Below are 23,478 nucleotides of genomic sequence, written 5' to 3'. Positions count from 1 at the left end.
CCGTATGGCGGAGGCCGCGCCCGGCCGGACGGTCTGGATTCTGGCCGGCGAGGCCAGCGGCGATGTGCTGGGGGCGCGCCTGATGGCGGCGTTGCGCCGGCGCGACCCGACGCTGCGTTTCGCCGGGGTCGGCGGCACGCGGATGGAGGAGGCGGGGTTGCGCAGCCTGTTTCCGCTGCGCGACCTGGCGGTGATGGGGCTGGTGGAAGTGCTGCCCCGGCTGCGGCACCTGTCGCGCCGGCTGGACCAGGCGGTGGCGGATATCGCGGCGACGCGGCCCGATCTGGTGGTGACGATCGACAGTCCCGGCTTTGCCCTGCGGCTGCTGCGCCGCATCGCGGAGCTGGGGATTCCGCGCGTGCATTATGTCGCGCCGCAGGTCTGGGCGTGGCGGGAGCATCGGGTGCGGGAGTTTCCCGGCCTGTGGGACCGGCTGCTGTGCCTGCTGCCGTTCGAGCCGGATTTTTTCGGTCGGCATGGGCTCGATGCGCGGTTCGTCGGGCATCCGGTGCTGCAATCGGGGGTCGATCGGGGGGATGGGGCGGCGTTTCGGGCGCGGCATGGCATTGCGCCGACGACGCCGGTCCTGATCCTGATGCCGGGCAGCCGCCGGTCGGAGGCGCCGCGCCTGCTGCCGGTGCTGGGGCGGACCCTGCGCATCCTGATGGCGACCTGTCCCGGCATCGTGCCGGTGGTGCCGGTTTCGCCCGTGGTGGCGGATGTGGTGCGGCGTGGGGTGGCCGACTGGCCGGTGCGGCCGATCGTGGTGACCGATCTGGTGGAAAAGCATGATGCCTTTGCCGCGGCGGGGGCGGCGTTGACCAAATCGGGGACCTCGACGCTGGAACTGGCGCTGGCCGGGGTGCCGATGGCGGTGACCTATCGGGTCAATCCGATCACGGCGGCGCTGGCGCGGCGGCTGATCCGGGTGCCGTATGTCGCGATGGTCAATCTGCTGGCCGGGCATCGGCTGGTGCCCGAACTGTTGCAGGAACGCTGCCGGCCGGGCCTGCTGGCGGAGACGGTGCATCGGCTGCTGACCGACGGGCACAGCGCCGTGCTGCAACGCGCGGGCTTCCGCGCCGTCATGGCGAAGCTGGCCGCGCCGGAGGGCGATCCGGACGATGCGGCGGCGGCGGAGCTGATGGCGGTGCTGGACGGACATTCCGCCGCGTAGAAGAGGGCTCTTCCGTCATAGCCTCTACTTGGGCCTCTGCCTGGCATGCAGCATGGTGGCGATGTTTTCGAACGGTTCGAGAGAGAAGATGATTTCGATCGGGACGTCGAAGACCCGGGCGATCTTCATCGCCAGCTCAAGGCTGGGCGTGTGGTCGCCCCGTTCCAGAAAACCGATCGTCTGGGGATTGACGTCCACCCGTTCCGCGAGGGCCTTGCGCGTCCATCCCCGTTCGGCCCTGAACATGCCGATGCGGTTGAACATGCCCATGCATGGGGTGGGCGTTGGGCGTGGGCGATGACGGCGCGCGGCGGGGGCGGGCGACGAAATCGGTCGGTTCATGATCTGCTGTCCCTGTTCTGCTTTTCTGCGCAGACAAGTCTAAACCATGCGGACCTGGTGTTACATTGTTGTAAAATAATGGTTTTTATGGGGTGTCGGTTTTGCCTGTCCGGTTGCGGACGGACTGTCCGGAACCGGACGGCCGGGCGGGCGCGTCAAGCCGAGGCGCGGGCGTTACTGTTTTGCCGAATCGGCCGGTGCGGGGGGCGGGGTGGCGGTGCCGCCCTGGACCGTGCTGTTCAGGGCCGTGAAGGCCGAGTGGATCGTGTAGACGCCGAGTCCGATGGTCGTGGCGAGCAGGATGGCAAGGAAGGCGAGCTTGCCGGCGGGCGAGGGGTCGGGCTTGGTCATCGGGTAAACCTGCGTGAGAGGGGCGGGCGGAGGCGATCAGCCGCGCCCGTACAGCGTGTCGGCCGCGATCAGCGGCGTGCTGGTTTCGACCAGCCCTTCGGGGCGCATGGCGTTGAAGAAGCAGCTTCGCCGGCCGGTGTGGCAGGCCACGCCGGTCTGGTCGACCAGCAGCAGCACCGCGTCGCGGTCGCAATCCAGGCGGGCATCGACCAGATGCTGCACCTGGCCCGAGGTCTCGCCCTTGCGCCACAGGCCGCCACGGCTGCGCGAATAGTAGCAGACGCGGCCGGTGCGGAGCGTTTCGTCCAGTGCCTCGCGGTTCATCCACGCCAGCATCAGGATTTCGCCGGTGTCGTGCTGCTGGGCGATGGCGGCGATCAGGCCCGCGCCGTCGAAGCGCACGGTGTCGAGCATGGAGGCGCGGGCGGCTTCGTCGGGGGCGGTGTAGGGGATGGTGTCGGTCATGGCGGCACAACACTCCATGGCGCGGCACCTGTCCAGCAGGTGCTGCGCGATAGGCTCAGTCCTTCGGCGCGTCGGCTTCCGGCAGGGTCAGCCAGTCGGGGATGTGGACCTGCACCGAATGGCCGGCTTCGGTCGTCAGTTCGCCGCTGCGATGGGCGAGGCGGACCATTGCCAGCCCGTGGCCGTCGCGGGAGGAGGCCATGTGCCCGGCCTCCTTTCCCGCCTGGAGAAGGGGCGTGCCGGGGGGCGGCAGGGCCGCGCCGGAGACCGGCAGCAGCTTGCGCTTGACCAGGCCGCGATAGCGGGTGCGGGCGGTGAGTTCCTGGCCCATATAGCAGCCCTTGGTCCAGGAGATGCCGTTCAGGGATTCGAAATTGGCTTCCAGCAGCAGGGTCTTGCCGTCCTCGCAGTCGCGCGAGCCGTCGGGCAGGCCCAGTGCCAGGCGGTGGGCGTCGTAGGCGGCGTGGTCGGCCGCGTCTTCCGCCGGACGCGGCAGCAGCAGCCGCCAGCCGGCCTCGGCCAGGCGCGGGTCGGGGGCGCCGATGGCGGAATCGATCATCGGCGGCACCGCGCCCCAGGCGGCGTGGACGGCAAAGCCGGTCTGGTCGATCGAGACGTCGGAGCGCAGGCGGTAGCGCAGCAGGCGCTGGCGCAGCATGTCGGCCTGTGCGGCCTCGCAATCCAGCAGCAGGCGCGCGCCGTCCGGATCGGCGAAGAGGAAGAAATCGGCCACCCAGCGGCCCTGTGCCGTCAGCAGCGCGGCCCAGACCGCGTGGCCGGGGGCGACTTCGGTGACGTCGTTGGAGACCAGCCCCTGGAGGAAACTGTGCCGGTCGAGGCCGGAGAGGGCCAGCACGGACCGGTCCGGAAGATGGGCGAGATGCGTCGGGTCAACCATGGTGCCGATCCTACAAGCTGAGAGGCTGCTTCAAAAGCCCCGCTGGCGGCGGCCTGACGGCGGTTTTCTGCGCGTCGGTGCTCTCGGCCATCAAGGCCGCTCCGCTCCGATGCTCGAAAATCACCGCCAGACGCGCGGCTGACGCCGCGCTTCCGCTCACCATCGAGGCTTTTGAGGCAGCCTTTGAGACCTTCGAAGGAGATATCGCGTTCGATCGGGCTGATGTGGGGTCTGTCATGCGGTTGCGGGAGAGGCGGCGATTTCGCCGGGGCGTGCGATGGGGTAGGCTCGGCCCGTATGCGTATCCTGTTCATTACCTCCACCCGCCTGGGCGATGCGGTGCTGTCCACCGGATTGCTGGATGTCCTGCTCGCCCGCTATCCGCAGGCGCGCTTTACCATTGCCTGCGGGCCGGTGGCGGCGGGGCTGTTCGAAGCGATGCCCCGGCGCGAGCGCACCATCGTGGTGACGAAGCGGAAATACGATCTGCACTGGCTGGCATTGTGGCGCGCGTGCGTCGGGATTCGGTGGGATCTGTGCGTGGACCTGCGGGGCTCGGCGGTGACGCTGTTTCTGGCCGCGCGGCGGCGGGCGATCATGCGGGGCGGGCGGCGGCCGGGGGCACGCATCGCGCATCTGGGCAAGGTGCTGGGCCTGTCGCCGCCGCCTTTGCCGGTGATGTGGACGGCGGCGGCCGATCGGGCGCGGGCGGCGGCGATGCTGCCGGACGGGCCGTTCTGGCTGGCGCTGGCGCCGACGGCGAACTGGGCGGGCAAGGTCTGGCCGGCCGAGCGTTTCGTCGCGCTGGCCCGCGCCTTGAAGGCGCACCGGCCGGGGATGCGCCCTGTCATCCTGTACGGACCCGGCGAGGGGGAGCGCCTGATGGCCGCGCCGGTGCTGGAAGCGCTGCCCGATGCCGTCGATGCGGGTGGCGGCTTAGCCCTGCCGCAGGTGGCGGCGCTGCTGGCGCGGTGCGGGGGATTTGTCGGCAATGATTCGGGGCTGATGCATCTGTCGGCGGCGGTCGGCACGCCGACTCTGGGGCTGTTCGGGCCCAGCCGCATGTCGGAATACGGGCCGGTGGGGCGCTGTGCGCTTGGCATCGCGGCGCCGGGGCCGGAAGGCAGTGCCCCGATCGCGGGGCTGGAGGTGGCGCCGGTGGTGGAGGCGGCGGTCGCTCTGCTGGAACGGGGGGCTGCCGTGCGCGGGGTGCCCGCGTGAAGACCGTACTGGTCTATCGCGACCGGCTGCTGCCGGCTTCGGAACAGGCCTTCATGCGGCGGCAATATATCGGGTTCCAGACCCTGCGCCCCTGCTGGGTGGGGTGCCGGCGGGATGGGCCGGTGCCGGATCTGCCGGGCGATCTGCGGTTTCTGGGCGGAAACGGGCCGTTGCGGCCGTTGCGTCAGGCGGCGTTCAAGCAGTTCGGCTGGGGGGCGGCGCGGGATGTCGCGGACTTGGCGCCGGTGCTGGTGCATGCGCAGTTCGGGCGGGGCGGGGCGCTGGCGCTGCCGATGGCGCGCGCGCTGGGCGTACCGCTGGTGGTGACGTTTCATGGCGGCGATGCCTTCAAGGACCGGCATTATCGCTGGGGTGTGCCGCCTGCCATCTTTCGCCGGCGGTGGCGGGCGTTGCAGGACTATGCGTCGCTGTTCGTCTGTGTCTCGGAAGGTGTGCGGGACAGGCTGCTGGAGCGGGGGGTGGCGCCCGGCCTGCTGGAGGTGATCCCGATCGGGGTGGAGTCGGCGGCCCCTGCCGCCGGGCCGGCGGAGCAGTTCGTGTTCGCCGGGCGGTTTGTTGAGAAGAAGGGGGTGGCGACCCTGATCGATGCGCTGCGGGTGCTGGCGGGGCGGGGGCTGGTGCCGCCGGTGGTGCTGGCGGGGGACGGGCCGCTGCTGCCCGCCATGCGGGATTATGCGGCGGGGCTGGACAATCTGCGCTTCACCGGGTGGCTGGCGGCGTCGGAGCTGGCGGCGCGGATGGATCGGGCGATCGCGCTGCTGGTGCCCAGCGTGGTGTCGGCGGGCGGCGACCGGGAAGGCCTGCCCAGCGTGGCGGTGGAGGCGCTGGCGCGCGGGGTGCCGGTGATCGGCTCCGACCAGTCGGGGCTGGACGGGGTGCTGGGGCGCTCGGGGGCGGGAATGGTGGTGCCGGCCGCCGACCCGGTGGCGCTGGCGGATGCCATGCAGGCGATGCTGGCCCCCGGCGCGCGGAACGGGATGGCCGATGCCGCGCTGAAGGTCGTGCGGGAGTCGCTCCGCGCGCCCGCACAGTCTGCCCGGCTGGAGGCGCGGCTGCTGTCGCTGTTGTAGGGGCCGCTGAACATCAGCCGCGTTTGGGGCTGTGATGATCCGGCGCGTGTTTCCAGGGAGGTTCTCAGTCCAGGTTCAGGCGCAGTCCTTGTTCGGCGATGACGAAGCGGACGTCCTGCAGTCCGTCGCGCGCTGCGTCCCGGACCAGGTCCCGCCGGATGGCCTCCTGCGGCGCGGGGCCCTCGGCCAGGCTGGCTTTGACGTGGCTGATCAGGACTGTCAGCCCGCGCAGGGGGCTTGGACCGCCAGCCCGGCGCGCCAGGTCCCGCAGCGTGTCCGCCACCCAGGCCGGGGTCATGTGACCGAACAGCAACCGGTCCGGCCGGGTGTCGTCGTACGAGGCTTCGATGACGACGGCCTTCAATCGGTGCGCCCTGACTAGCGGCCCGACCGCACGCCACAGATCGTCCAGGCGGTGCCCACCCTCGACGGTATCGGGCCCGGTATCCCCCAGATACAGGACCGAGGCCCCGTTCGCCGCAATCAGGAAGGCGGTCGACTCGATGCCGCCATGGCTCAGCGGCCAGGCTGTGACGGTCATCGCGGTGCCGGGCAGCGGCTCCGTCCGGCCCGGCACCAGGGCGCGATAATGGTATTTCCCCAGCATGGGGGCCTGCCCCGCGTCGCCGAAATTCGGCCAGATCCGCCAGTTGAACAGATGCTCCGACATATCATGCAGAGTGGCCGGCAGCGCGTAGATCGGCTTGGCGCTGTCATCGGGTGAGGCGACGACCAGGCCCGCGACATGGTCAAGATGCGCGTGGCTGATCAGATAGGCGCGGATGGTGTGCGTCAGCACATAGCCGGGGCGGGTCAGGCCGGTGCCGGGGGGGAGCGCAATGTCATCCAGCGCCCCGGCCCGATCGGCCGCCACGAGCCCGGCTGTCGCGGTTCCGGCGTCGCACAGGACCGCGCGGTCGTCGCCTGCCGGCCGGACCATGTAGGCACTGAGGTTGCCGTCCAGCATGCCCCCACGCGCACCCAGTACCGTCATGACGAATCCGGAGCGTGCCGTGGCTGCCGGCACAGGGGAGGGGCACGAAAGAAGCAGGACAGAGAGCAGAAGGAAGAAGAATATCCCTGACTTCATCGGTGAGGCTTTCAACGGGTAACGCATGCGGCCCATTCGTGATGTGCTTTCAGCCAGAGAGTCCGGACGCGCGACGTGTCATCGGAGAGAATATGTCGACGCGACGAAGAATGACCGCTCAAGGTGCCCGGTATGGCGGCGGGCATGTGTCGTCCCTGCAGCAGGGAAGACAATTATACGCGATGCACCGTCCGAATCTGAAACCAGGGGCTCGTCTGCCGGGCTGAAGGCGGGCGTACGGTTTTTTGAATTGTCCCTCCGAGGGCGATTGCGTCAGGGGTAGTGACAGATAAGTGTTGAATACGCCGTTATATTCGGGCGATCGGCCAGGGCCCCGACCTGACGGATGGATGCGAAGGGAAGCGGAACGCATGAATATCGACCTGATTGCGGCCCTGCGCGCGCGGCTGGGGGATGGGCAGGTTTCGACCGCCGATGCTGTGCGCGAGCAGCACAGCCATGGCGAAGGCCATCACGCGCCCAGCATGCCCGGTGCCGTGGTGTTCGCGCGGAGCACGGACGACGTGGCGCAGAGCGTGGCGCTGTGCAATGCGCATCGGGTGCCGCTGGCCGCCTTCGGCGCCGGGACGTCGCTGGAAGGGCATGTCAATCCGCCGGAGGGTGGGATCAGCCTCGATCTGTCGCGGATGACGGATGTGCTGTCGGTCAATCCGAAGGACATGGATTGCCGGGTGCAGGCCGGCATTACCCGGCAGCTTCTGAATCACACGCTGCGCGATACCGGGCTGTTCTTCCCCGTCGATCCGGGAGGGGAGGCCACGATCGGCGGCATGTGCGCCACGCGGGCCTCGGGCACGGCGGCGGTGCGCTACGGCACGATCCGCGAGAATGTGCTGGGGCTGACGGCCGTGCTGGCCGACGGGCGGGTGATGCGCACCGGCGGGCGAGTGCGCAAATCCGCGACCGGGTATGACCTGACGCATCTGCTGGTCGGGTCGGAAGGCACGCTGGGGGTGATTACGGAAGTCCAGTTGCGGCTGCACCCTATTCCCGAAAGCATCGCGGCGGCCGTCGTGCAGTTCGAGACGCTGTCGGAGGCGGTGGCGACGGCCATCGACATCCTGCAGTTCGGGGTGCCGATCGGGCGGCTGGAACTGCTCGACGACGTGCAGATGGATGCCAGCATCCGATATTCCCTGCTGAGCGGATTGCGTGCGCTGCCCACGCTGTTTCTGGAATTCGTGGGTGGGCCGGAATCGGTGCGCGAACAGATCGGGGTGGTGGAGGCCATCGTGGAGGATCGCGGCGGGCTGGGCTTCGACTGGCAGACCGATCCGAACCAGCGTGCGGCGCTCTGGCGGGCGCGGCATCATGCCTATTGGGCGTGTCTGGCCTATCGGCCGGGTTACAGCGCCATGACGACGGATGCGATCGTGCCGATCTCGGCCCTGGGAGAGCTGATCGTGGGGGTGAAGGCGGATATTGCGGAATCCGGCCTGACGGCGCCCATCGTCGGGCATGTGGGGGACGGCAATTTCCATACGATCATCCTCGTGCCGCCCACGCCGGACGGGCTGGAGCGGGCCTGGGCGCTGGACCGGAAGATCGTCCGGCGCGCGCTGGCGCTGGGCGGGTCGTGCAGCGGCGAGCATGGGGTCGGGCTGGGGAAGCGCGAATTCCTGACCGACGAGCATGATCCGGTGGCGCTGGATGTGATGCGTGTGCTCAAGCGCACGCTGGACCCGAACGGGATTCTCAATCCGGGGAAGATGCTCCCGGGGGAGAGCCGATAGGCGCGGCGACCCCGGCCGGGGCTTCCGTCCTCGCTTGTCTTGACCTTTCACCGTTCGTCATGTGCGCCTGCCGATGCTTCGGGGCGCCAACATGATCGCGAAATGGCGGGCGTGAGCACGCCGCGCGCGAGATCGCGCCGCAGGCAGGTTGCGCCGCCTTCGACAGGGCCGATGCCGGAATACTGATCCGGAGCTGGCGCCCGGCATTCCCATACCGTCTGTCCACACCGATCCGCGCTTGCGCTTCGCATCGCGCCTGGATGGCGTTCACGCGTCGCCGGGCAGCAGGGATCGTCTTCCTGGGTGGGTATAAAAGCAATAAAAATCAATTATTTGATGATTCCTATCGATTTCCCAGGCCAAAAAAAATTCATTGCACGACCGGATTTTATCGACTATCGAAATATCCATGTCATATCGATATTGAATAATCGAATAGGATGGGATGCATGGCCGGTCATAGAACTGCTCGCACAGCGCAAACGCGCAGGCTGCACCTGATGCTGTCTGCCCTTGGCATCACGCTGACCGTTGGAGCACCCTTGTCCGGAGCCCGCGCGGAGGGCATTGCGCCTCATCCCAGGAACAGCAGCCACGGCCATGCTCCGCGTGCCAGGCAGGGTGCGGCCCGTGCCCCGGCCGATCAGGCCGGTAGCGATGAGGCGGAAGCCATCACCGTGAACTCGGCGCGCCGTGCCTTCAGTTTTTCGAAGGCGCAGCACGAAGCGAATTCCGTTACCCATATTTCCGCCGACACGCTGCTCAACAGGGGCGTGTTCGACGTCAAAGGTCTCCAGCGCGTTGCGCCGAACGTCACCATCCAGAGCATGAACGGAACCGGCACCACCAACTTCTTCATCCGTGGCATCGGCTTCAACGATTTCACGCAGAACAACATGTCTTCGGTGATGACCTACGTCGATGACGTCGCCTTTCCGCTCAGCACCATGATGGGCGGCCAGATGTTCGACCTCTCCAACGTCGATGTCACACCCGGTCCGGTCGGATTTACCCACGGCATGGCGGACACGGGCGGCGAGGTTTCGATCCATACCAACGACCCCACGCCCGACTGGCATGGTGGCGTCACGGAGGATATCGCCAGTTATGCCCGATCGAGGACGGATCTGTTCATTTCCGGCCCCATTGCCCGCAATCTGTCGTTCCGTATCGCCGGCCAGACCGTTCATGGTGGCGGGTGGCAATATGACCCGCAGAACGGCAGCCATCTGGGGAACGCCAATGACGGCGCGCTGCGCGCCAAGCTGAAATGGACCCCGGACGAGCACACCACCATCAAGCTGACCGGCCACTGGATGCAGGATGACGACCAGGTGGTGACCGGGCGCCCCGCGCTCGGCCTCGTCGCGTCCCAGCCCATTCCGCAGCTCGGTTACCAGCAGGCCGAGTGGAGTCTCCGCCCCCAGTTCGCGCAGATGATCGGGCGTTCTGCCAGCCTGATGCCCAGCGAACACAACACGCTCTGGGGCGCCGACCTCAACATGAGCCATGATTTCGGGAAGGTGACGCTCTCGACCATCAGCGCCTATGAGACGGAACGTGTCGCAGAATACACGGATCAGGATGCGACGGCGCTTTCGACCGGCGACACCTATCGCAATATCGTCGCCAATGTCTTCTCGCAGGAAGTGCGGCTTCGCAATTCAAGCCCCGGCGACCGCCTGCAATGGGATGTCGGTGCGTTCTATAACCGTACGCGCATGCTGCAGAACTATTATTTCGATTTTACGGACTATCTGCCGCAGCGCGGTTACCTCAGCGAGACGGCCTTCCGGTCCACCCAGCAAAGCATTTCCGAATACGGCCATGTCAGTTACAGGCTGCCGTATCACATTACGCTGTTCGGAGGGCTCAATCATACATTGGACCAGCGCGCCCTGCTTGGCCTCAGCACCCGGCATTTCGGCATCAACGACAAGCAGTTCAACAACGAATCGACTCTCTCGGCGCAGGTTTCGGGCGTTCTGGGGGTGCAGTGGCAGGCGACGAAGGGAACATTGCTCTACTTCAAGACCAGCAAGGGGTTCAAACCGGGCGGTTTCACGGCCAACAATACCGTATCGCAGGCACAGCTCGCCCCGTTCGAACCTGAAACCGTCCTGGCGTTCGAAGCGGGTTTCAAGAGCGACCTCATTCCCAACCGTCTGCGCCTGAATGCTGCCGCGTTCTATGATGATTATCATGGGCAGCAGGTCGTCGGCACCTTCCTGGTGCCGAGTTACGGACCGCTGTCGCAGATCGTGAATGCGCCGAAATCGGATATCTGGGGCTTCGAGACCTCCATCGAGGCGCACCCCCTTCCGCATGTCTTCCTGACGCAGAATCTCGGCTGGGAGCGTGGCACCTACCAGGTCTTCAACAATATCGACCGTGGGCAGACCAATGCCTATTTCGCGAAGACCGGGATCTGGCAGGGTTTCTACGACAGCTTTGCCGGTGTCGATTCCGGTATCCCCAAGCTGACGCTGAACGGCGAGGCCGATTATCGCAGCGACGTCTTCACGCGCTACAATATGGAAGGTGGCGTGGACTGGATGTATCGCGACAGCCAGGCCATCACCCCCGGCGGCGTCGGCGTCTATCGCCTGCCGACCTATTTCCTGCTCGGAGCCCATGTCACGTTCCGGCCGAAAAACGGTCCATGGTCGGTCACGGCCTATGCAAGCAACATCCTCAACCGGCAATATGCGGAAACCGCCGGAAATGCCTCCACCACCTATTTCTACATTCCCGGACCACCCCGTTTCATCGGCGGCCGCGTGTCGCTGACATATTGAGGCCGGCTGCATGAATCCGACATCCGCATCGTCCCGCAGGAACATCGTTGGCGCCGCCGTCGGAAACGCCTTTGAACTGTTCGACTTCACGGCCTATGCCACGTTCGCGACCGTCATTTCGCACATCTTCTTCCCCGCGGGACATAACGATACGGCGCTGCTGCTCACGCTGGCTACCTTCGGCATCGGTTTCCTGGTCCGTCCTCTCGGTGCCTTTCTCATCGGTGCCTATGCGGACCGGTATGGCCGCCGTGCCGCCATGACCCTGACTGTCTGGGTCATGGCCGCCGGCAGTGCGATCATCGCCTTTCTGCCCGGATACGCATCGATCGGCGTCCTCGCCCCGCTCGCCCTTGTTGTCGCCCGGTTGTTGCAGGGGTTTGCCGCGGGTGGGGAACTGGGTGCCGCCACGTCGATCCTGGTGGAGAGCGCCCGCGAAGAGCGGATGGGCCTTGCCGGAAGCTGGCAAACCACCGGGCAGCATCTCGGCGCGCTGATCTCCGGCCTTCTGGGGCTGATCCTCTTCCTTGGTTTCGACGAGCATACGATCCGCGACTGGGCGTGGAGACTCCCCTTCGTCTTCGGGATGCTGATCGCCCCGGTCGGGATCTATCTTCGGAAAACGCTGGAAGAAACCGTGCCATCGGAAGAGGAGCGCCTGTCGTTTGCCGATTTCCTGCGGCAGTTCCACAACCATGCGTTCAGGCGCCTGCCCATCGGAATCGTCTATGAGGCTGGAAGCACGATCCAGCAATATTTCTTCCAGTTCGTCGTCACCTATGCCGTCCATACGCTGCATATGCCGATCCGCAAGGCGCTGCTCATCAATATCAGCAATGGGCTTGTCGGGTTCGCGGGTTCGGTCGCTGGCGGGCTGCTTGCCGACAGATACGGTGCGCGCCGGGTGATCGTCATCTCCCGACTGGTCAATGCCGCACTCTATTTTCCCGTTTTCTGGCTCATGCTCCAGGCGCCCTCCCTGGAGAGCCTTACCCTTGCCTGCGCCGTCCTCATGATCGGAAACGCCATCTCGGGTGGTGCCGGGATGGCGTTCCTTGCCTCGCTGTTCCCCAGGGACCAGCGGGCCTTCGGCATCGGCCTGTCCTATTCCATCGGCGTCACGCTGTTCGGGTCCACCGCGCAACTGGTCTTTGCGTGGATCATCGGCGTGACGGGCGGCAGATTGTCCTGGATCGGATACGTTATCGCCGTCTGCGTACTCTCCGCCGTGATCCTCATGACCGCGCAGCGCGTCACGAATATGCACATTACAAGCAAGAAGAAAGCAAGAGCAGTATGACTCCCTTCCTGACACGCCCGGAACTCTGCGGCTCCTTCGGTGCCGTCGCCTCGACGCACTGGCTGGCCAGCGGCGTCGGGCAAGCCGTACTGGAACGGGGCGGGAATGCGTTCGACGCTGCCGTCGCCGCCGGGTTCACCCTCTGGGTTGCGGAACCGCATTTGAACGGGCCGGCGGGAGATGCCCCCATCATCGTCAGTCATGCCAGGACCGGAAAGCAGCATGTGATCTGCGGGCAGGGCGTTTCGCCCGCCGGCGCGAGCATCGACGCCTATCATGCCCTGGACCTGGAGGAGATTCCGGGAACCGGGCATCTGGCCGCCGTCGTGCCCGGCGCCTTCGATGCCTGGTGCCTGATGCTGCGCGACTTCGGGACATGGGATTTCGCCGATATCATCGAATATGCGATCTTCTATGCCGTGCAGGGTGTGCCCGTCATGCCCCAGATGGTTGCGACCATCGCCAGCGTGGAGAGCCTCTTCCGCGACCATTGGCCCGAGAACGCGAAGACCTTCATGCCCGACGGCGTGGTTCCGGCCGCGGGCACGCTCCTGCGGCGGCCGGTTCTGGCGGAGACCCTGAAACGCCTGAAGGACGCCGCCGCCGGCGCGACACGCGAGGACCGCATCGATGCCGTGCGGCATGCGTGGTATGACGGCTTCGTCGCGGAAGCCATCGACCGCTTCTGCCGGGTTCCGATGATGGACAGTAGCGGAACGCCCCATGCCGGGTTGCTGAGATCGGCCGACCTTGCCGCATGGCGGGCGACCCTGGAAGATCCCGTCTCGCTGCAGGATGGCCGGTATACCGTCCTGAAATGCGGCCCGTGGAGCCAGGGGCCGGTGTTTCTCCAGCAGCTTGCCCTGATGCAGGGATTCGATGTCGCCGGCATGGACCCGTGTGGCGCCGATTTTCTCCACACCGTCACCGAATGCGCCAAGCTGGCCTATGCCGACCGTGAGGCCTTCTACGGCGATACGCCGGACGTTCCGCTCGCGACGCTTCTGTCTGCGTCCTACAACGATGCCAGGCGGACCCTGGTCGGAGAGCGGGCTTCGCTGGAGCTTCGTCCCGGCCGGCCGGACGGCAGGGTGCCGGAGCCCGGATTCCTGCCCACTGCCCACGGGGGCGGTCGCATTGCGAGCGGCGTCGGCGAACCGACCGTCTCGAACATGGGCGTCACGAAAGGCGATACCTGCCACGTCGATGTCGTCGATGCCGAGGGCAACATGGTCAGTGCCACGCCGTCGGGCGGGTGGCTGCAGTCGGCGCCCGTCATACCGGAGCTTGGTTTCGGCCTGGGCTCGCGCGCCCAGATGTTCTCGCTGCGGGCGGGGCATCCGAATATGCTGGCGCCGCGTAAACGCCCCAGGACCACCCTGACGCCCAGCTTCGTGCTCAAGGACGGAAAGCCCTGGATGGCCTTTGGCACCCCCGGCGGCGACCAGCAGGACCAATGGTCGTTCACCTTCTACATGCGCATGACCCGCTTCGGCATGAACATCCAGCAGGCCATCGAGGCCCCGAGCTTTCATAGCGAACACTGGCCAGGCAGTTTCTGGCCCCATGACGCACATCCCGCACGTCTCGTCGTCGAGGGCCGTTTCGGCGCGGATGTCGTGGAGGATCTCCGTAACCGTGGCCATGATGTCGTGGTCGGCGGCGACTGGAGCGAAGGGCGGCTCTCTGCCATCCGCCGCGAGGCGGACGGCAGGCTTTACGCGGGTGCCAATCCGCGCGGCATGCAGGGCTATGCCGTCGCCCGCTGAGGAGCGGCAAGCGTCGCCGGGATCTCGCCCCCGTGCGGCGCAACCCGCGAAACATTTTCCACCAGCGTGCGCATCAGGGCCTTGACCGCCCGCGTCGAGCGCCCGGGCACCAGAAGGAACTCCATGTCCGGAAGCGGTGGCAGCTCTGCCGCTTCCACCGGAACGATGCTGTCGTCGATCAGCAGCGCGGACTGCATGAAGACCCCGTAGCCGGCCCTGACGCCGGCTATCAGCGCACTGAGATGGTCACTGACGAAGGAGAGCTGCCAGGCCAGGCCCGCCTGGTTCAGCGCCTCGATCGTCCGGCGGCGGTTCAGGCTTTCCTTCTCGTACGCCACCAGCGGCACGGGCTTTCCCGCCTGCAGGCTGAACCCTCTGGCGCCCAGCCACCGCAGCCGTTCGCGCCACAGCACGCATTCTCCCTCGAACACCTCGCTCGACGGCAGGAAGCGCTTTGTGCAGGCGACATCCAGCTCCCCGGATTGCAGGCGGCTGTTCAGTTCCGAACTCAGCCCGACGACCATGGAGACATGGACGCTTGGATACATGGTGCGGAATTCCCGCAGGACTTCGGGCAGGTGGGACAGGACCAGGTCGTCCGATACCCCGAAGCGGATATGGCCCGAGAGGAAGTCCGGCTCGAACTCGTCAAATGCGGCCTCGCATGCGGCGAGGATCTGCTTGGCATGGGGAACGAGTATCTGCCCGTCCTCGGTCAACCTCGTGTCCTTGGTGCTCCGCTCCAGAAGGGAGCGGCCGAGGATCTTTTCCAGCCTGTTGATGTGCTGGCTGATCGTGGACTGGCTGACCCCACGCATATGAGCCGCCGTCGTGAAGTGGAGCGTGTCCGCTACAGCCAGGAAAGACCGAAGCAACTGAGGATCCAGGTCGTGGTCGCGGGACATACGCAGTCGTCTTTCAGCCTATTCGGTGTATTCGTGTTCGCAGGACGGTTTCCGTAGCACACTCGTTCCCGGACTTCATATCGGCAGGCGATCCGGGCCGGGGACCATCGTGCGGTCTTGCCGCGTGTGGGCTGAAAGGATTACGTCGCGGGGAACGACAGGCTGCGAGGGACTGATGCATTACGACCTGATCATCCGGAACGGGATTTGCGTTCTGCCGTGGGGCGAGGCGCGGGCCGATATCGGCGTGCGGGCGGGGCGGATTGCCAGCCTGTCGGTGGGTGTGGCGGGCGAGGCGGACGAGGTGATCGATGCCGCGGGGCTGCATGTGCTGCCGGGGCTGATCGACCCGCATGTGCATCTGCGCGATCCGGGCGATGCCGCTGTGGAGAGCATTCCGACCGGTACGCGGGCGGCGGCGCTGGGTGGGGTGACGACCGTGTTCGACATGCCCAACACCACGCCCTCGATCGTCGATGGCGACATGCTGCGCTGGAAGCAGGAATATGCCTCACGCGAGAGCTGGGTCGATTTTGCGATGTATGTCGGCGCCACGCGGGGCAATACGCCGCGGCTGGGCGAATATGAGCAGTTTGACGGTGTGTGCGCGATCAAGGTCTTTGCCGGGTCTTCGACCGGCGACCTGATGATCGAGGATGATGAGGGCATCCGCCAGGTGTTGGAGCATGGGCACCGGCGCGTGGCCTTCCATTCCGAGGACGAATATCGGCTGCAGGACCGCAGGAAGCTGCTGACCGAGGGGATGTCCTACGACAGGCACCCGTTCTGGCGCGACGAGGAATGCGCGTTCCTGGGCACGCGGCGGATCGTGGGGCTGGCACGGCGGGCGCGGCGGCCGGTGCATATCCTGCATACCTCGACCGCCGAGGAACTGGACTGGCTGGCGGCGCATCGGGATGTCGCCACCGTCGAGGTACTGGTGAACCATCTGACCCAGGTGGCGCCGGACTGCTACGAGACGCTGGGGGCGCTGGCGGTGATGAACCCGCCGATCCGCGACCGGCGGCATTACGAGGCCTCGTGGGAGGCGGTGCGCAACGGCATGGTGGACACGATCGGCTCGGACCACGCGCCGCATTCGCTGGCGGCCAAGGCCAAGCCCTGGCCCGCCACCCCCGCCGGGCTGACGGGCGTGCAGACGCTGGTGCCGGTGATGCTGGACCATGTGAATGCCGGGCGCCTGTCGCTGGGCCGGATGGTGGACCTGATGGCCGCCGGGCCCGCACGGGTCTATGGCCTGCAGGCCAAGGGGCGGATCGCCATGGGCTATGACGCCGATTTCACGCTGGTCGACATGGCGGCGAAGCGGCGGATCACTAATGACTGGATCGCCACCCCGGCCGGCTGGACGCCGTTTGACGGCATGGCGGTGACGGGCTGGCCGATGGCGACCATCGTGCGTGGGCGGGCGGTGATGCGCGAGGATACGATCCTGGGTGAACCGGCCGGCCGGCTGGCTTGCTTTGCGCCCTGATTTCGACATTTTGTCGGCATAGGCGGCATCGTCCGCGATCTCCGTCATCGTGACGGCGGGACCGTAGCAAGGAAGGATGTCTCTTGGGTGCCATGATCTCGGGCCGGTTTCTGGCCTGTGCCGCCGCCCTGTCCCTGACCGGGGGGGTAACGGTTGCCCGCGCGGCGGAAGTGACGTGGTCCGCGCCCGCCTGTGGAAAGGAGCCGGCCGCGCCCACGGTCGATTCCAGCAGCGTCGCGCGCTACAATGCCAGCGTCGATGCCGCGACGGCGTATGAAAAGGCCGCGCGGGCCTATAATGCCTGCGTCGCCGGTGCCGCCGCGCGCGATGAGAATACGATCAGTGCCCAGGCCAAGGCCCGCATCGATCAGGTCCATCAGGCCGGCGTGGCCGTGCAGCAGCGGATTGCCGGCCATTTCGCGCGGCTGACCGCCGACCTCAAGGCCGGGGCCGCGCGTTTCTCGCGCCACTGAACGCGCGCCGGGGTGCTCCCCCGGTCGCTCTGGGACGGCACATGCGGGTTTGTTGCCCGCGTGCGCCGGGACGGCTATGGTCCGCCCTTGGAATGACGGGCCCGGGCCCGTCGCGGCTGGATGCGGAGAGCGGTTGAGACGTGGCTGACGACATCTTCAGGGAAGTCGACGACGACATGCGCATGGAGCGTCTGCGGCTGATGGCCCGGCGCTATGTCGGCGCGGCGGTGGCGGTGGCGGCGGTGGCTGCTGTCGGCGTGGGGGGCTGGCAATATCATGCCTGGCGCGGGCGACAGGCCGCGCAGGCCTGGGGCACGACCTATTTCACGGCGCTGCGCGCGGCCGATACCAGCCATATCGCCCCCGGCGAGACCAGTGCGCTGACCCCCCAGCAGAAGGACGCGCTGGCGCGTCTGGCGACGCTGGACGGTGTGCCCTCCGGATTGCGGACGCTCTCGCGGCTGGAGCGCGCGGCGCTGCTGGCCTCGAGCGGCGATAGCAAGGGTGCGCTGGCGCTGTGGAGCCAGGTGGCGGACGATCAGGGCGCCGATGCGCTGCTGCGCGGGCTGGCCAGCCTGCTGTGGGTGCAGCACCAGATCGACGATGGCGATCCGGCGGTGCTGCGCTCGCGCCTGGCCACGCTGGATGGCGCGGGCAAGCCGTGGCGCGGGCTGGCGGAGGAATGCGAGGCGATGCTGGACCTGCGCCAGGGGCATCTGGCCGATGCGCGCCGGCGGCTGGGGCAGCTGACGACGCAGATCGACGTGCCGGAGGCGCTGCGCAGCCGGGCCGGCGGCATGCTCCAGACCCTGAATGCCACGCCGTCCTAGGCCGTGCCGGGCGGACAGTGTTTTCGTGCCGTCGGGCGTACAGAAACCGAAATGGCCCCGTTTTTCCTTTCGTAGCGCAGGATTTCCATGAACAAAGTTCTGACCCGCCGGCATGCGCTCCTGGGTGGTGCGATGGTGCCGGTCCTGGCCGGATGCAGCCTGTTCGATGATGACGAAAAGCCGTTGCTGGCGGGCAAGCGTGTCGACGTGCTGTCGACGGGTGCCGGCCTGATGGTCGATCCTGACGACAAGGCGCCGATCGCGCTGCCCGCCGAGACCGCGATCGGCGAGTGGCTGCAGCCGGGGCGCGTGCCGACCCATGGCGGGGTCAACATGGCCTGGGGCGGCCAGATGCGGCGCGAATGGTCGCACGGGATCGGTGCCGGCGTGTCGGAGCCCGAGCTGCTGTCCTACGCCGCGCTGGGCGATAGCGGGCGCGGCGTGTTGCAGGCGACGCCGATCGTGGCAGGTGGCCGGATCTTCGTCGGTGACGCGCAGGGGGTGATCCGGGCCTATGAATGGCCGCGCATGCGCGAACTGTGGCACTTCACGCCCAAGCCGAAGAAGATGCGCTCCAGCAATCTCGGCGGCGGGTTCAGCATCGCCGGCGACACGCTGTATATCGTCGACGGCGTGGGGCAGGCCCTGGCGGTGGAAGCCGCGACCGGCAAGGTGAAGTGGCGGGTCGACACCCAGACGCCGGGCCGCTCGGCACCGACGGTGGTGGATGGCAGGATGTTCTTCGGCACCATCGACGAGCGGCTGCTGGCGCTGGACGCGGCGACGGGGCGCGTGCTGTGGACCTATACCGCCACCGAGGCCGTGACCGTGATCTTCGGCCAGCCCGCGCCCGCCGTGGCGGGGGATGTGGTGGTGGCCGGGTTCGGGTCGGGCGATCTGGTCGCGCTGCGGGCGGCCAGTGGCGAGGTGGTGTGGAGCGACACGCTGGGCAGCACCAACGGCCAGGATTCGACGGTCGATTTCTCCTGCGTGCGCGGGATGCCGGTGATCGTGGACCAGGCCGTCTATGCCATCAGTGCCGGCTCGGTCCTGGTTGCGATCGACCTGCGGTCGGGCCGCCGGCTGTGGGAGCGGACCGTTGCCGGGCAGGACACGCTGCTGGTGATCGATAACTGGCTGTATGTGCTGTCGCTGGACCAGCAGCTTGCCTGCGTCGACCGCGTGAATGGCCATGTGCGCTGGATCACCCAGTTGCGGCGCTATCGCCGGGTCGACGCGCAGAAGAACGGCGTGACCTGGACCGGGCCGATCATGGCCGGGAGCAAGCTGGTCTGCGTCAGTACCATGCCCGAGACCGGCTATGTCACGATCGACCCCGCGACCGGGGCATTGCTGACGGTCGGCAAGCTGCCGGGGGTTGTCACGGTGCCGCCGATCGTGGTGGATGGCCGGCTGCTGATCGTGACCGACGACGGCAGGCTGAATGCCTACAGCTAGGACCTGATCGCTTCGGGTCGCAGCGACCCGAAGCGTGAATCAGTCTCCCAAACGATATAAGAGAGCAGGGTGCGCCCGCATGGGCGAGCGCATCGTGCTCGAGGGATAATCTCTACCTTGGCCAAGCTTCCTTCCGTTCCGACCGGGGATGACCTGCCGATCGTCGTGATCGCCGGGCGTCCGAATGTCGGCAAGTCGACGCTGTTCAACCGCCTTGTGGGGCGGCGGCAGGCGCTTGTGGCCGACACGCCGGGCGTGACCCGCGACCGCAAGGAAGCCGAGGCCGTTGTGCGCGGGCGGCGGGTGCGGCTGATCGACACCGCGGGGCTGGAAGAGGCCGCGCCGGATACGCTGTACGGGCGGATGCGGGCCTCGTCGGAATCGGCGGTGGCGCAGGCGGATCTGGTCGTGTTCTGCATCGACGCGCGGGCGGGTATTACCCCGGCCGACGAGCATTTCGCCGCCTGGATCCGCCGCCAGGGGCGGCCGGTGCTGCTGGTGGCCAACAAGGCCGAGGGCCGCCAGGGTGCGGCGGCCGCGATGGAGGCGTTCGCGCTCGGGCTCGGGACGCCGCTGGCGATTTCGGCCGAGCATGGCGAGGGCCTGTCGGAGCTGATGGGCGAGATTGCGGACCGCATGCCGCCCGAGGCGCCGCCGGAGCCGGTGGAGCCCGTCGAATATGGCGAGGACGGGGAAGAGCTGGACGTACGGCCGCCCGGGCCGCTGCGCCTGGCGATCGTCGGCCGGCCCAATGCCGGCAAATCGACCCTGCTGAACCGCCTGCTGGGCGAGGAGCGGATGATTACCGGCCCGGAGCCGGGCCTGACCCGCGATTCCGTCACCGTGCTGCTGCATGACGAGCAGGGGCCGATCCAGCTTGTGGACACGGCCGGCCTGCGCCGCCGGGCGCGGGTCGAGGACGGGCTGGAGAAGATGTCGACCTCGGCCACCATCGAGGCGCTGAAGATGGCCGAAGTGGTGGTGCTGGCGCTGGATGCCACGCTGGGCGTGCATGAGCAGGATCTGCAGATCGCGCGCCTGATCGAGCGCGAGGGGCGGTGCTGCGTGCTGGCGCTGAACAAGTGGGATGCTGTCGAGGACCGGATTGCCACGCGGCAGGCGATTTCGGACCGGATCGAGACTTCGCTGGCGCAGATGCGTGGGATTCCGGTCGTGTCGTTCTCGGCGCTGACCGGTGCGAACGTGCATAAGCTGCTGCCGGTGGTAAGGCGTGCGCATGAGGTGTGGAACAAGCGCATTCCGACCGGTGCGCTGAACCGCTGGTTCGAGATGATGCTGGAGCGGCACAGCCCGCCGCTGGTGAGCGGACGCCGGCTGAAGCTGCGCTACATGACCCAGGCCAAGGCCCGGCCGCCGACCTTTATCTTGTTCGGCACCCGTGCCGAGCTGCTGCCCGAGGATTACCAGCGTTATCTGGTCAACGGCCTGCGCGAGGAATTCGACCTGCCGGGCACGCCGATCCGGCTGCTGCTGCGCGGCACGCGCAACCCGTATGCCGAGGGGGCCTCGTCGTAGGGCCGGGCGGGGGTGAACGCTTCGGGGCTCGGGACTGTCTCGCTGTTGCCGTGAGGCGCGGCGGGGTTGCTTTGCTCAACTCAGCACGCATATGCTCCTGTTGCCTGAAAATGCCTCTTCCGTTCGCCCTTGCGATGCAAGGCGGATGGAGCGCCGGGCGGCAAGCGTCGTCGCGTCCGCTTCCACGCTTTGCTCGAAAGCGTCTCCTTCATTCGCGTAGGCACGCTGCGCCGATTCGAGCACGTGGCGGTCTTGTGCCAGTATCTCGGGTTCCCTGTCGGACCAGATCGGCGCTGCCTGTTCATGTGTCGGCTCCCGTTGCAGCAACCAATGCTGGATGCATCGGCCGGGCGTGGTGGGAACATGGTGAAGGACGAGCCTGAAGGTTTCGCTGCCTCCGACCGTCACCCGGTCGGGCAGGTCGAAGCGCAGCAGCGTGCCGGGCGCGCTCACAGTCAATCCTCCCGGATCGGTCGCCAGTTCGTACCGGGTTGGCTGGAAGCCGGCTGCCTGTGCGCGGAACCATTGCGGATGCATGTGCGGATGGGTGAACGCCGCGTGGCAGATATCGAGATTGTTCTCGATCGGCATGATCGCTTCACAGGCCAGCGCCGTTGCGCCTTGCAGCCAGGCATAACGATCGAACCCGTGGATCGGCAGCGGTTGTCCTTTCGGTTCGCCCTTGCCTGTCCACACCCAGACATAGCCGTCGCGCTCGGCCGCCGGATAGGCGCGCACCGGCACTGTCCTGACCGGCTGTTCGGGGCGTAGGGAGGGGATGTGTCGGCAGCGCCCCGTGCCGTCGAACCGCCAGCCATGATAGGCACAGGCGATCTGACCCTCCGAGACCGTACCGAGCGACAGGGCGACGCCGCGATGCGGGCAACGGTCGTGCATGGCGTGTGCGCGTCCCTCGCTGTCGCGGAACAGGACGATGGTCTGCCCGTGGATCACGATCGCGACCGGTGCCTCCGTGAGGCGCGAACTGGCGGCGCCGACATACCACGCCTCCTGGGGCAGCGGCACACGGTCGGCGGCGGCGTTGGTCGGCAGCTCTGTCATGATGAGGAATCCTGCGCGGGGTGGAAGAAGCCGAACCGCTGGCACAGAGCGAACACGTGCCGTCCGTTGATGCTGACCAGCAGCATCGCGCCGAGGCTCGTCCAGGCGATCATCGTTCGGATTGCCGCCGCCTGAACCAGGGGAAATGCCGTCATGATCCATAGGAAGGCCGCTGCTCGTGCGACGAAGTAGAGCGCCCAGGCATAGGTAAAGGCGCGAAAGAAGCATATGATCTCCGGACGTTCGACGGGGATCTCCGGACGCCTTCGGCGGGCGAATGTCATCACGATCGGTTCACGGCCCGATGCCCCGACCGCGAAGGCCGCAGCGGTGAGGAGGTTGATGATCGCCCCCTCATAGCGGATCATGAAAGGCGTGCGTGCCCACAGGTCGATGCATCCGAAAACAAGGGCAGCGCCGTTGGCGAGCAGCCAGAGCGGCGGGAATGCGCGATGCGTCAGCAGCCGCCACACTCCTTCGAGCAGCATGAACAGCAAGGTCGCGGCGATGGCCGGCCTGACCCCGAACGCGAGCAGGACAGCCCAGTAGAGCACCAGCCCGCCGAAGGTGTGGAACAGGCCGCGGAGCATGGTCAGACCCCGGTTCATCGGGCTTTCTCCGCGCGTGCGTGCGCCGCCATGGCCTGGCCAAGGAATTGCCAGCCTTTCTCGTCCATCGGCAATGAGCGTGCGATTTCGGGGGCGGAAAAACCGTCTTGCCAGAACTGCGTCAGCGCGGTGCGCATGGCGGGGTCGCCACCAGTCAGACGGCTGATCAGTTCGGCCGCTTTCGCACCCAGCAGGCGCGCGCGGGGCGTGTCGGGTGGCCGGTCGATGATTGACGCCAGTTCCTGATGGATGGCTTCCCATTCCGTTTCGATCGACGGGGCGACTCCCGCCAGCAGGCGCTGCTGGTCGGGCGTGAAGCACCGCGCCGCAAGCGCCTGAAGTGCTGGCGTCCAACGCAGCCGCGCCGGTTCGGCCCGGGCGAAGGCTGCCAACGTTTCACGGTCGATGCTGCCATGCTCGCTCAGATGCCGACGGGCGCGGCCGATCAGCGACAAGGCTTCAGTGATGTGCGCCTGCTGTTCCGTCAAGGCTTCGGCCTGGAGGTCCAGTATGGCTGCGAGATCCGGCTGCCCCGCGGCAAACATTTCGGCAATGCGGGCAATCGTGAGGCCGAAGCGCCGCAGCAGCAGGACGAGGTGAAGCCGCTCACATTCGGCCTGACCGTAGGTCCGCCAGCCATGACCGTTCCGTAGCGGCCGGATCAGCCCCGCTTCCTCGTAGACACGGAGGGTTTTGACCGTCACCCCAAAGCGGCGGGCGATGGCGGCCGCTCCGTCTGGAAATGGTGAAGCCATCGATCGATTTTTTGCCATGTGATCGGTGGTAAGGTCATCCCCTGGGGATGACGCAAGCTGTTTCTTGCGATTGTCGGTTCCAGGGTTGCGGGCGGGCGTC

Annotated in this window: 21 protein-coding genes; 12 read left to right on the top strand and 9 right to left on the bottom strand. The window is 67.0% G+C overall.

Annotated elements, in window-relative coordinates; genetic code table 11:
* Positions 1–4 precede the first annotated feature (4 nt).
* On the top strand, positions 5–1,177 hold the full coding sequence (gene lpxB, locus HLH29_RS11525) for a lipid-A-disaccharide synthase (protein WP_182966912.1): 1,173 nt from the start codon (positions 5–7) through the stop codon (positions 1,175–1,177).
* 24 nt (positions 1,178–1,201) lie between these two features.
* Here lpxB and HLH29_RS11520 read toward each other — a convergent pair whose 3' ends face one another.
* From HLH29_RS11520 to ygfZ, 4 genes are all read right to left on the bottom strand, one after another.
* Positions 1,202–1,519 (bottom strand): helix-turn-helix transcriptional regulator, encoded by a 318-nt coding sequence (locus HLH29_RS11520; RefSeq protein ID WP_246374164.1) that lies wholly within the window; start codon positions 1,517–1,519, stop codon positions 1,202–1,204.
* Positions 1,520–1,693: 174 nt separating this feature from the next.
* Positions 1,694–1,870, bottom strand: coding sequence for a hypothetical protein (locus HLH29_RS11515; RefSeq protein WP_182966911.1), 177 nt, complete (start codon positions 1,868–1,870; stop codon positions 1,694–1,696).
* A 36-nt stretch (positions 1,871–1,906) separates the two neighbouring features.
* Complete coding sequence (hisI, locus tag HLH29_RS11510; protein ID WP_408871968.1) at positions 1,907–2,323, bottom strand: phosphoribosyl-AMP cyclohydrolase; 417 nt, start codon at positions 2,321–2,323, stop codon at positions 1,907–1,909.
* A gap of 67 nt (positions 2,324–2,390) precedes the next feature.
* Complete coding sequence (gene ygfZ / locus HLH29_RS11505) at positions 2,391–3,233, bottom strand: CAF17-like 4Fe-4S cluster assembly/insertion protein YgfZ (protein WP_182966907.1); 843 nt, start codon at positions 3,231–3,233, stop codon at positions 2,391–2,393.
* Between the two features lie 297 nt (positions 3,234–3,530).
* On the opposite strand from ygfZ, the gene HLH29_RS11500 reads away from it, so the two are divergent.
* Positions 3,531–4,454 (top strand): glycosyltransferase family 9 protein, encoded by a 924-nt coding sequence (locus HLH29_RS11500; protein ID WP_182966905.1) that lies wholly within the window; start codon positions 3,531–3,533, stop codon positions 4,452–4,454.
* Positions 4,451–5,545 carry a glycosyltransferase gene (locus HLH29_RS11495; RefSeq protein ID WP_182966903.1) on the top strand — a complete coding sequence of 365 codons (1,095 nt, stop codon included), beginning with the start codon at positions 4,451–4,453 and terminating at the stop codon, positions 5,543–5,545. Before HLH29_RS11500 ends, HLH29_RS11495 begins: the two co-directional genes overlap by 4 nt.
* 64 nt (positions 5,546–5,609) lie before the next feature.
* On the opposite strand, the gene HLH29_RS11490 is transcribed toward HLH29_RS11495, so the two are convergent.
* On the bottom strand, positions 5,610–6,539 hold the full coding sequence (locus tag HLH29_RS11490; RefSeq protein WP_246374162.1) for an MBL fold metallo-hydrolase: 930 nt from the start codon (positions 6,537–6,539) through the stop codon (positions 5,610–5,612).
* A 467-nt stretch (positions 6,540–7,006) separates the two neighbouring features.
* On the opposite strand from HLH29_RS11490, the gene HLH29_RS11485 reads away from it, so the two are divergent.
* The 4 genes from HLH29_RS11485 to HLH29_RS11470 all read left to right on the top strand — a co-directional run bounded on the left by HLH29_RS11485 (position 7,007) and on the right by HLH29_RS11470 (position 14,256).
* Positions 7,007–8,389: an FAD-binding oxidoreductase gene (locus HLH29_RS11485; RefSeq protein WP_338030229.1), complete on the top strand. Its 1,383-nt coding sequence runs from the start codon at positions 7,007–7,009 to the stop codon at positions 8,387–8,389.
* 500 nt (positions 8,390–8,889) lie between these two features.
* Positions 8,890–11,187 (top strand): TonB-dependent receptor, encoded by a 2,298-nt coding sequence (locus HLH29_RS11480; protein WP_246374159.1) that lies wholly within the window; start codon positions 8,890–8,892, stop codon positions 11,185–11,187.
* A gap of 10 nt (positions 11,188–11,197) precedes the next feature.
* On the top strand, positions 11,198–12,487 hold the full coding sequence (locus HLH29_RS11475; RefSeq protein ID WP_182966895.1) for an MFS transporter: 1,290 nt from the start codon (positions 11,198–11,200) through the stop codon (positions 12,485–12,487).
* Positions 12,484–14,256 (top strand): gamma-glutamyltransferase family protein, encoded by a 1,773-nt coding sequence (locus tag HLH29_RS11470; protein ID WP_182966893.1) that lies wholly within the window; start codon positions 12,484–12,486, stop codon positions 14,254–14,256. The genes HLH29_RS11475 and HLH29_RS11470 overlap by 4 nt, the downstream gene beginning before the upstream one ends.
* Here the strand turns inward: HLH29_RS11470 and HLH29_RS11465 are convergent.
* Entirely contained in the window at positions 14,238–15,131 is an 894-nt protein-coding gene (locus HLH29_RS11465) for a LysR family transcriptional regulator (RefSeq protein ID WP_182966891.1), read from the bottom strand. The genes HLH29_RS11470 and HLH29_RS11465 overlap by 19 nt on opposite strands.
* Positions 15,132–15,336: 205 nt before the next feature.
* Here HLH29_RS11465 and HLH29_RS11460 point away from each other — a divergent pair, with 205 nt between their 5' ends.
* The 5 genes from HLH29_RS11460 (at position 15,337) to der (ending at position 20,953) form a co-directional block, all read left to right on the top strand.
* The gene (locus HLH29_RS11460; RefSeq protein ID WP_182966889.1) at positions 15,337–16,656 is read left to right on the top strand and encodes a dihydroorotase; all 1,320 of its coding nucleotides are present in this window, start codon (positions 15,337–15,339) and stop codon (positions 16,654–16,656) included.
* Positions 16,657–16,748: 92 nt separating this feature from the next.
* A complete protein-coding gene (locus tag HLH29_RS11455) occupies positions 16,749–17,129 on the top strand; it encodes a hypothetical protein (RefSeq protein ID WP_182967010.1) in 381 nt (126 codons plus the stop codon).
* Between the two features lie 140 nt (positions 17,130–17,269).
* Positions 17,270–17,959, top strand: coding sequence for a tetratricopeptide repeat protein (locus HLH29_RS11450; protein ID WP_182966887.1), 690 nt, complete (start codon positions 17,270–17,272; stop codon positions 17,957–17,959).
* Positions 17,960–18,046: 87 nt separating this feature from the next.
* A complete protein-coding gene (locus HLH29_RS11445; RefSeq protein ID WP_182966885.1) occupies positions 18,047–19,417 on the top strand; it encodes an outer membrane protein assembly factor BamB family protein in 1,371 nt (456 codons plus the stop codon).
* Positions 19,418–19,534: 117 nt separating this feature from the next.
* On the top strand, positions 19,535–20,953 hold the full coding sequence (gene der / locus HLH29_RS11440) for a ribosome biogenesis GTPase Der (RefSeq protein ID WP_182966883.1): 1,419 nt from the start codon (positions 19,535–19,537) through the stop codon (positions 20,951–20,953).
* Positions 20,954–21,028: 75 nt separating this feature from the next.
* Here der and HLH29_RS11435 read toward each other — a convergent pair whose 3' ends face one another.
* From HLH29_RS11435 to HLH29_RS11425, 3 genes are read right to left on the bottom strand one after another with little or no spacing between them, the layout of a single operon-like run.
* Positions 21,029–22,015 carry an aromatic ring-hydroxylating dioxygenase subunit alpha gene (locus HLH29_RS11435; RefSeq protein WP_182966881.1) on the bottom strand — a complete coding sequence of 329 codons (987 nt, stop codon included), beginning with the start codon at positions 22,013–22,015 and terminating at the stop codon, positions 21,029–21,031.
* Positions 22,012–22,605, bottom strand: a complete 594-nt coding sequence (locus HLH29_RS11430) for a DUF3159 domain-containing protein (protein ID WP_182966879.1) — start codon at positions 22,603–22,605, stop codon at positions 22,012–22,014. The genes HLH29_RS11435 and HLH29_RS11430 overlap by 4 nt, the downstream gene beginning before the upstream one ends.
* A gap of 14 nt (positions 22,606–22,619) precedes the next feature.
* Complete coding sequence (locus tag HLH29_RS11425) at positions 22,620–23,378, bottom strand: MerR family transcriptional regulator (protein WP_182966877.1); 759 nt, start codon at positions 23,376–23,378, stop codon at positions 22,620–22,622.
* Positions 23,379–23,478: the final 100 nt, after the last annotated feature.

This window comes from Gluconacetobacter tumulicola (assembly GCF_014174215.1).
GTDB classification, from domain to species: Bacteria; Pseudomonadota; Alphaproteobacteria; order Acetobacterales; family Acetobacteraceae; genus Gluconacetobacter; species Gluconacetobacter tumulicola.
This window is presented reverse-complemented; position numbering and strand designations above follow the sequence as displayed.

Excerpts from the sequence above, each read along its gene's own strand:
- lpxB (WP_182966912.1), top strand. The coding sequence starts at position 5 with ATGGCGGAGGCCGCGCCCGGCCGGACGGTCTGGATTCTGGCCGGCGAG.
- HLH29_RS11520 (WP_246374164.1), bottom strand. The coding sequence starts at position 1,519 with ATGAACCGACCGATTTCGTCGCCCGCCCCCGCCGCGCGCCGTCATCGC.
- HLH29_RS11515 (WP_182966911.1), bottom strand. The coding sequence starts at position 1,870 with ATGACCAAGCCCGACCCCTCGCCCGCCGGCAAGCTCGCCTTCCTTGCC.
- ygfZ (WP_182966907.1), bottom strand. The coding sequence starts at position 3,233 with ATGGTTGACCCGACGCATCTCGCCCATCTTCCGGACCGGTCCGTGCTG.
- HLH29_RS11500 (WP_182966905.1), top strand. The coding sequence starts at position 3,531 with ATGCGTATCCTGTTCATTACCTCCACCCGCCTGGGCGATGCGGTGCTG.
- HLH29_RS11490 (WP_246374162.1), bottom strand. The coding sequence starts at position 6,539 with ATGACGGTACTGGGTGCGCGTGGGGGCATGCTGGACGGCAACCTCAGT.
- HLH29_RS11485 (WP_338030229.1), top strand. The coding sequence starts at position 7,007 with ATGAATATCGACCTGATTGCGGCCCTGCGCGCGCGGCTGGGGGATGGG.
- HLH29_RS11480 (WP_246374159.1), top strand. The coding sequence starts at position 8,890 with ATGCTGTCTGCCCTTGGCATCACGCTGACCGTTGGAGCACCCTTGTCC.
- HLH29_RS11475 (WP_182966895.1), top strand. The coding sequence starts at position 11,198 with ATGAATCCGACATCCGCATCGTCCCGCAGGAACATCGTTGGCGCCGCC.
- HLH29_RS11470 (WP_182966893.1), top strand. The coding sequence starts at position 12,484 with ATGACTCCCTTCCTGACACGCCCGGAACTCTGCGGCTCCTTCGGTGCC.
- HLH29_RS11460 (WP_182966889.1), top strand. The coding sequence starts at position 15,337 with ATGCATTACGACCTGATCATCCGGAACGGGATTTGCGTTCTGCCGTGG.
- HLH29_RS11455 (WP_182967010.1), top strand. The coding sequence starts at position 16,749 with ATGATCTCGGGCCGGTTTCTGGCCTGTGCCGCCGCCCTGTCCCTGACC.
- HLH29_RS11445 (WP_182966885.1), top strand. The coding sequence starts at position 18,047 with ATGAACAAAGTTCTGACCCGCCGGCATGCGCTCCTGGGTGGTGCGATG.
- HLH29_RS11435 (WP_182966881.1), bottom strand. The coding sequence starts at position 22,015 with ATGACAGAGCTGCCGACCAACGCCGCCGCCGACCGTGTGCCGCTGCCC.
- HLH29_RS11430 (WP_182966879.1), bottom strand. The coding sequence starts at position 22,605 with ATGCTCCGCGGCCTGTTCCACACCTTCGGCGGGCTGGTGCTCTACTGG.
- HLH29_RS11425 (WP_182966877.1), bottom strand. The coding sequence starts at position 23,378 with ATGGCTTCACCATTTCCAGACGGAGCGGCCGCCATCGCCCGCCGCTTT.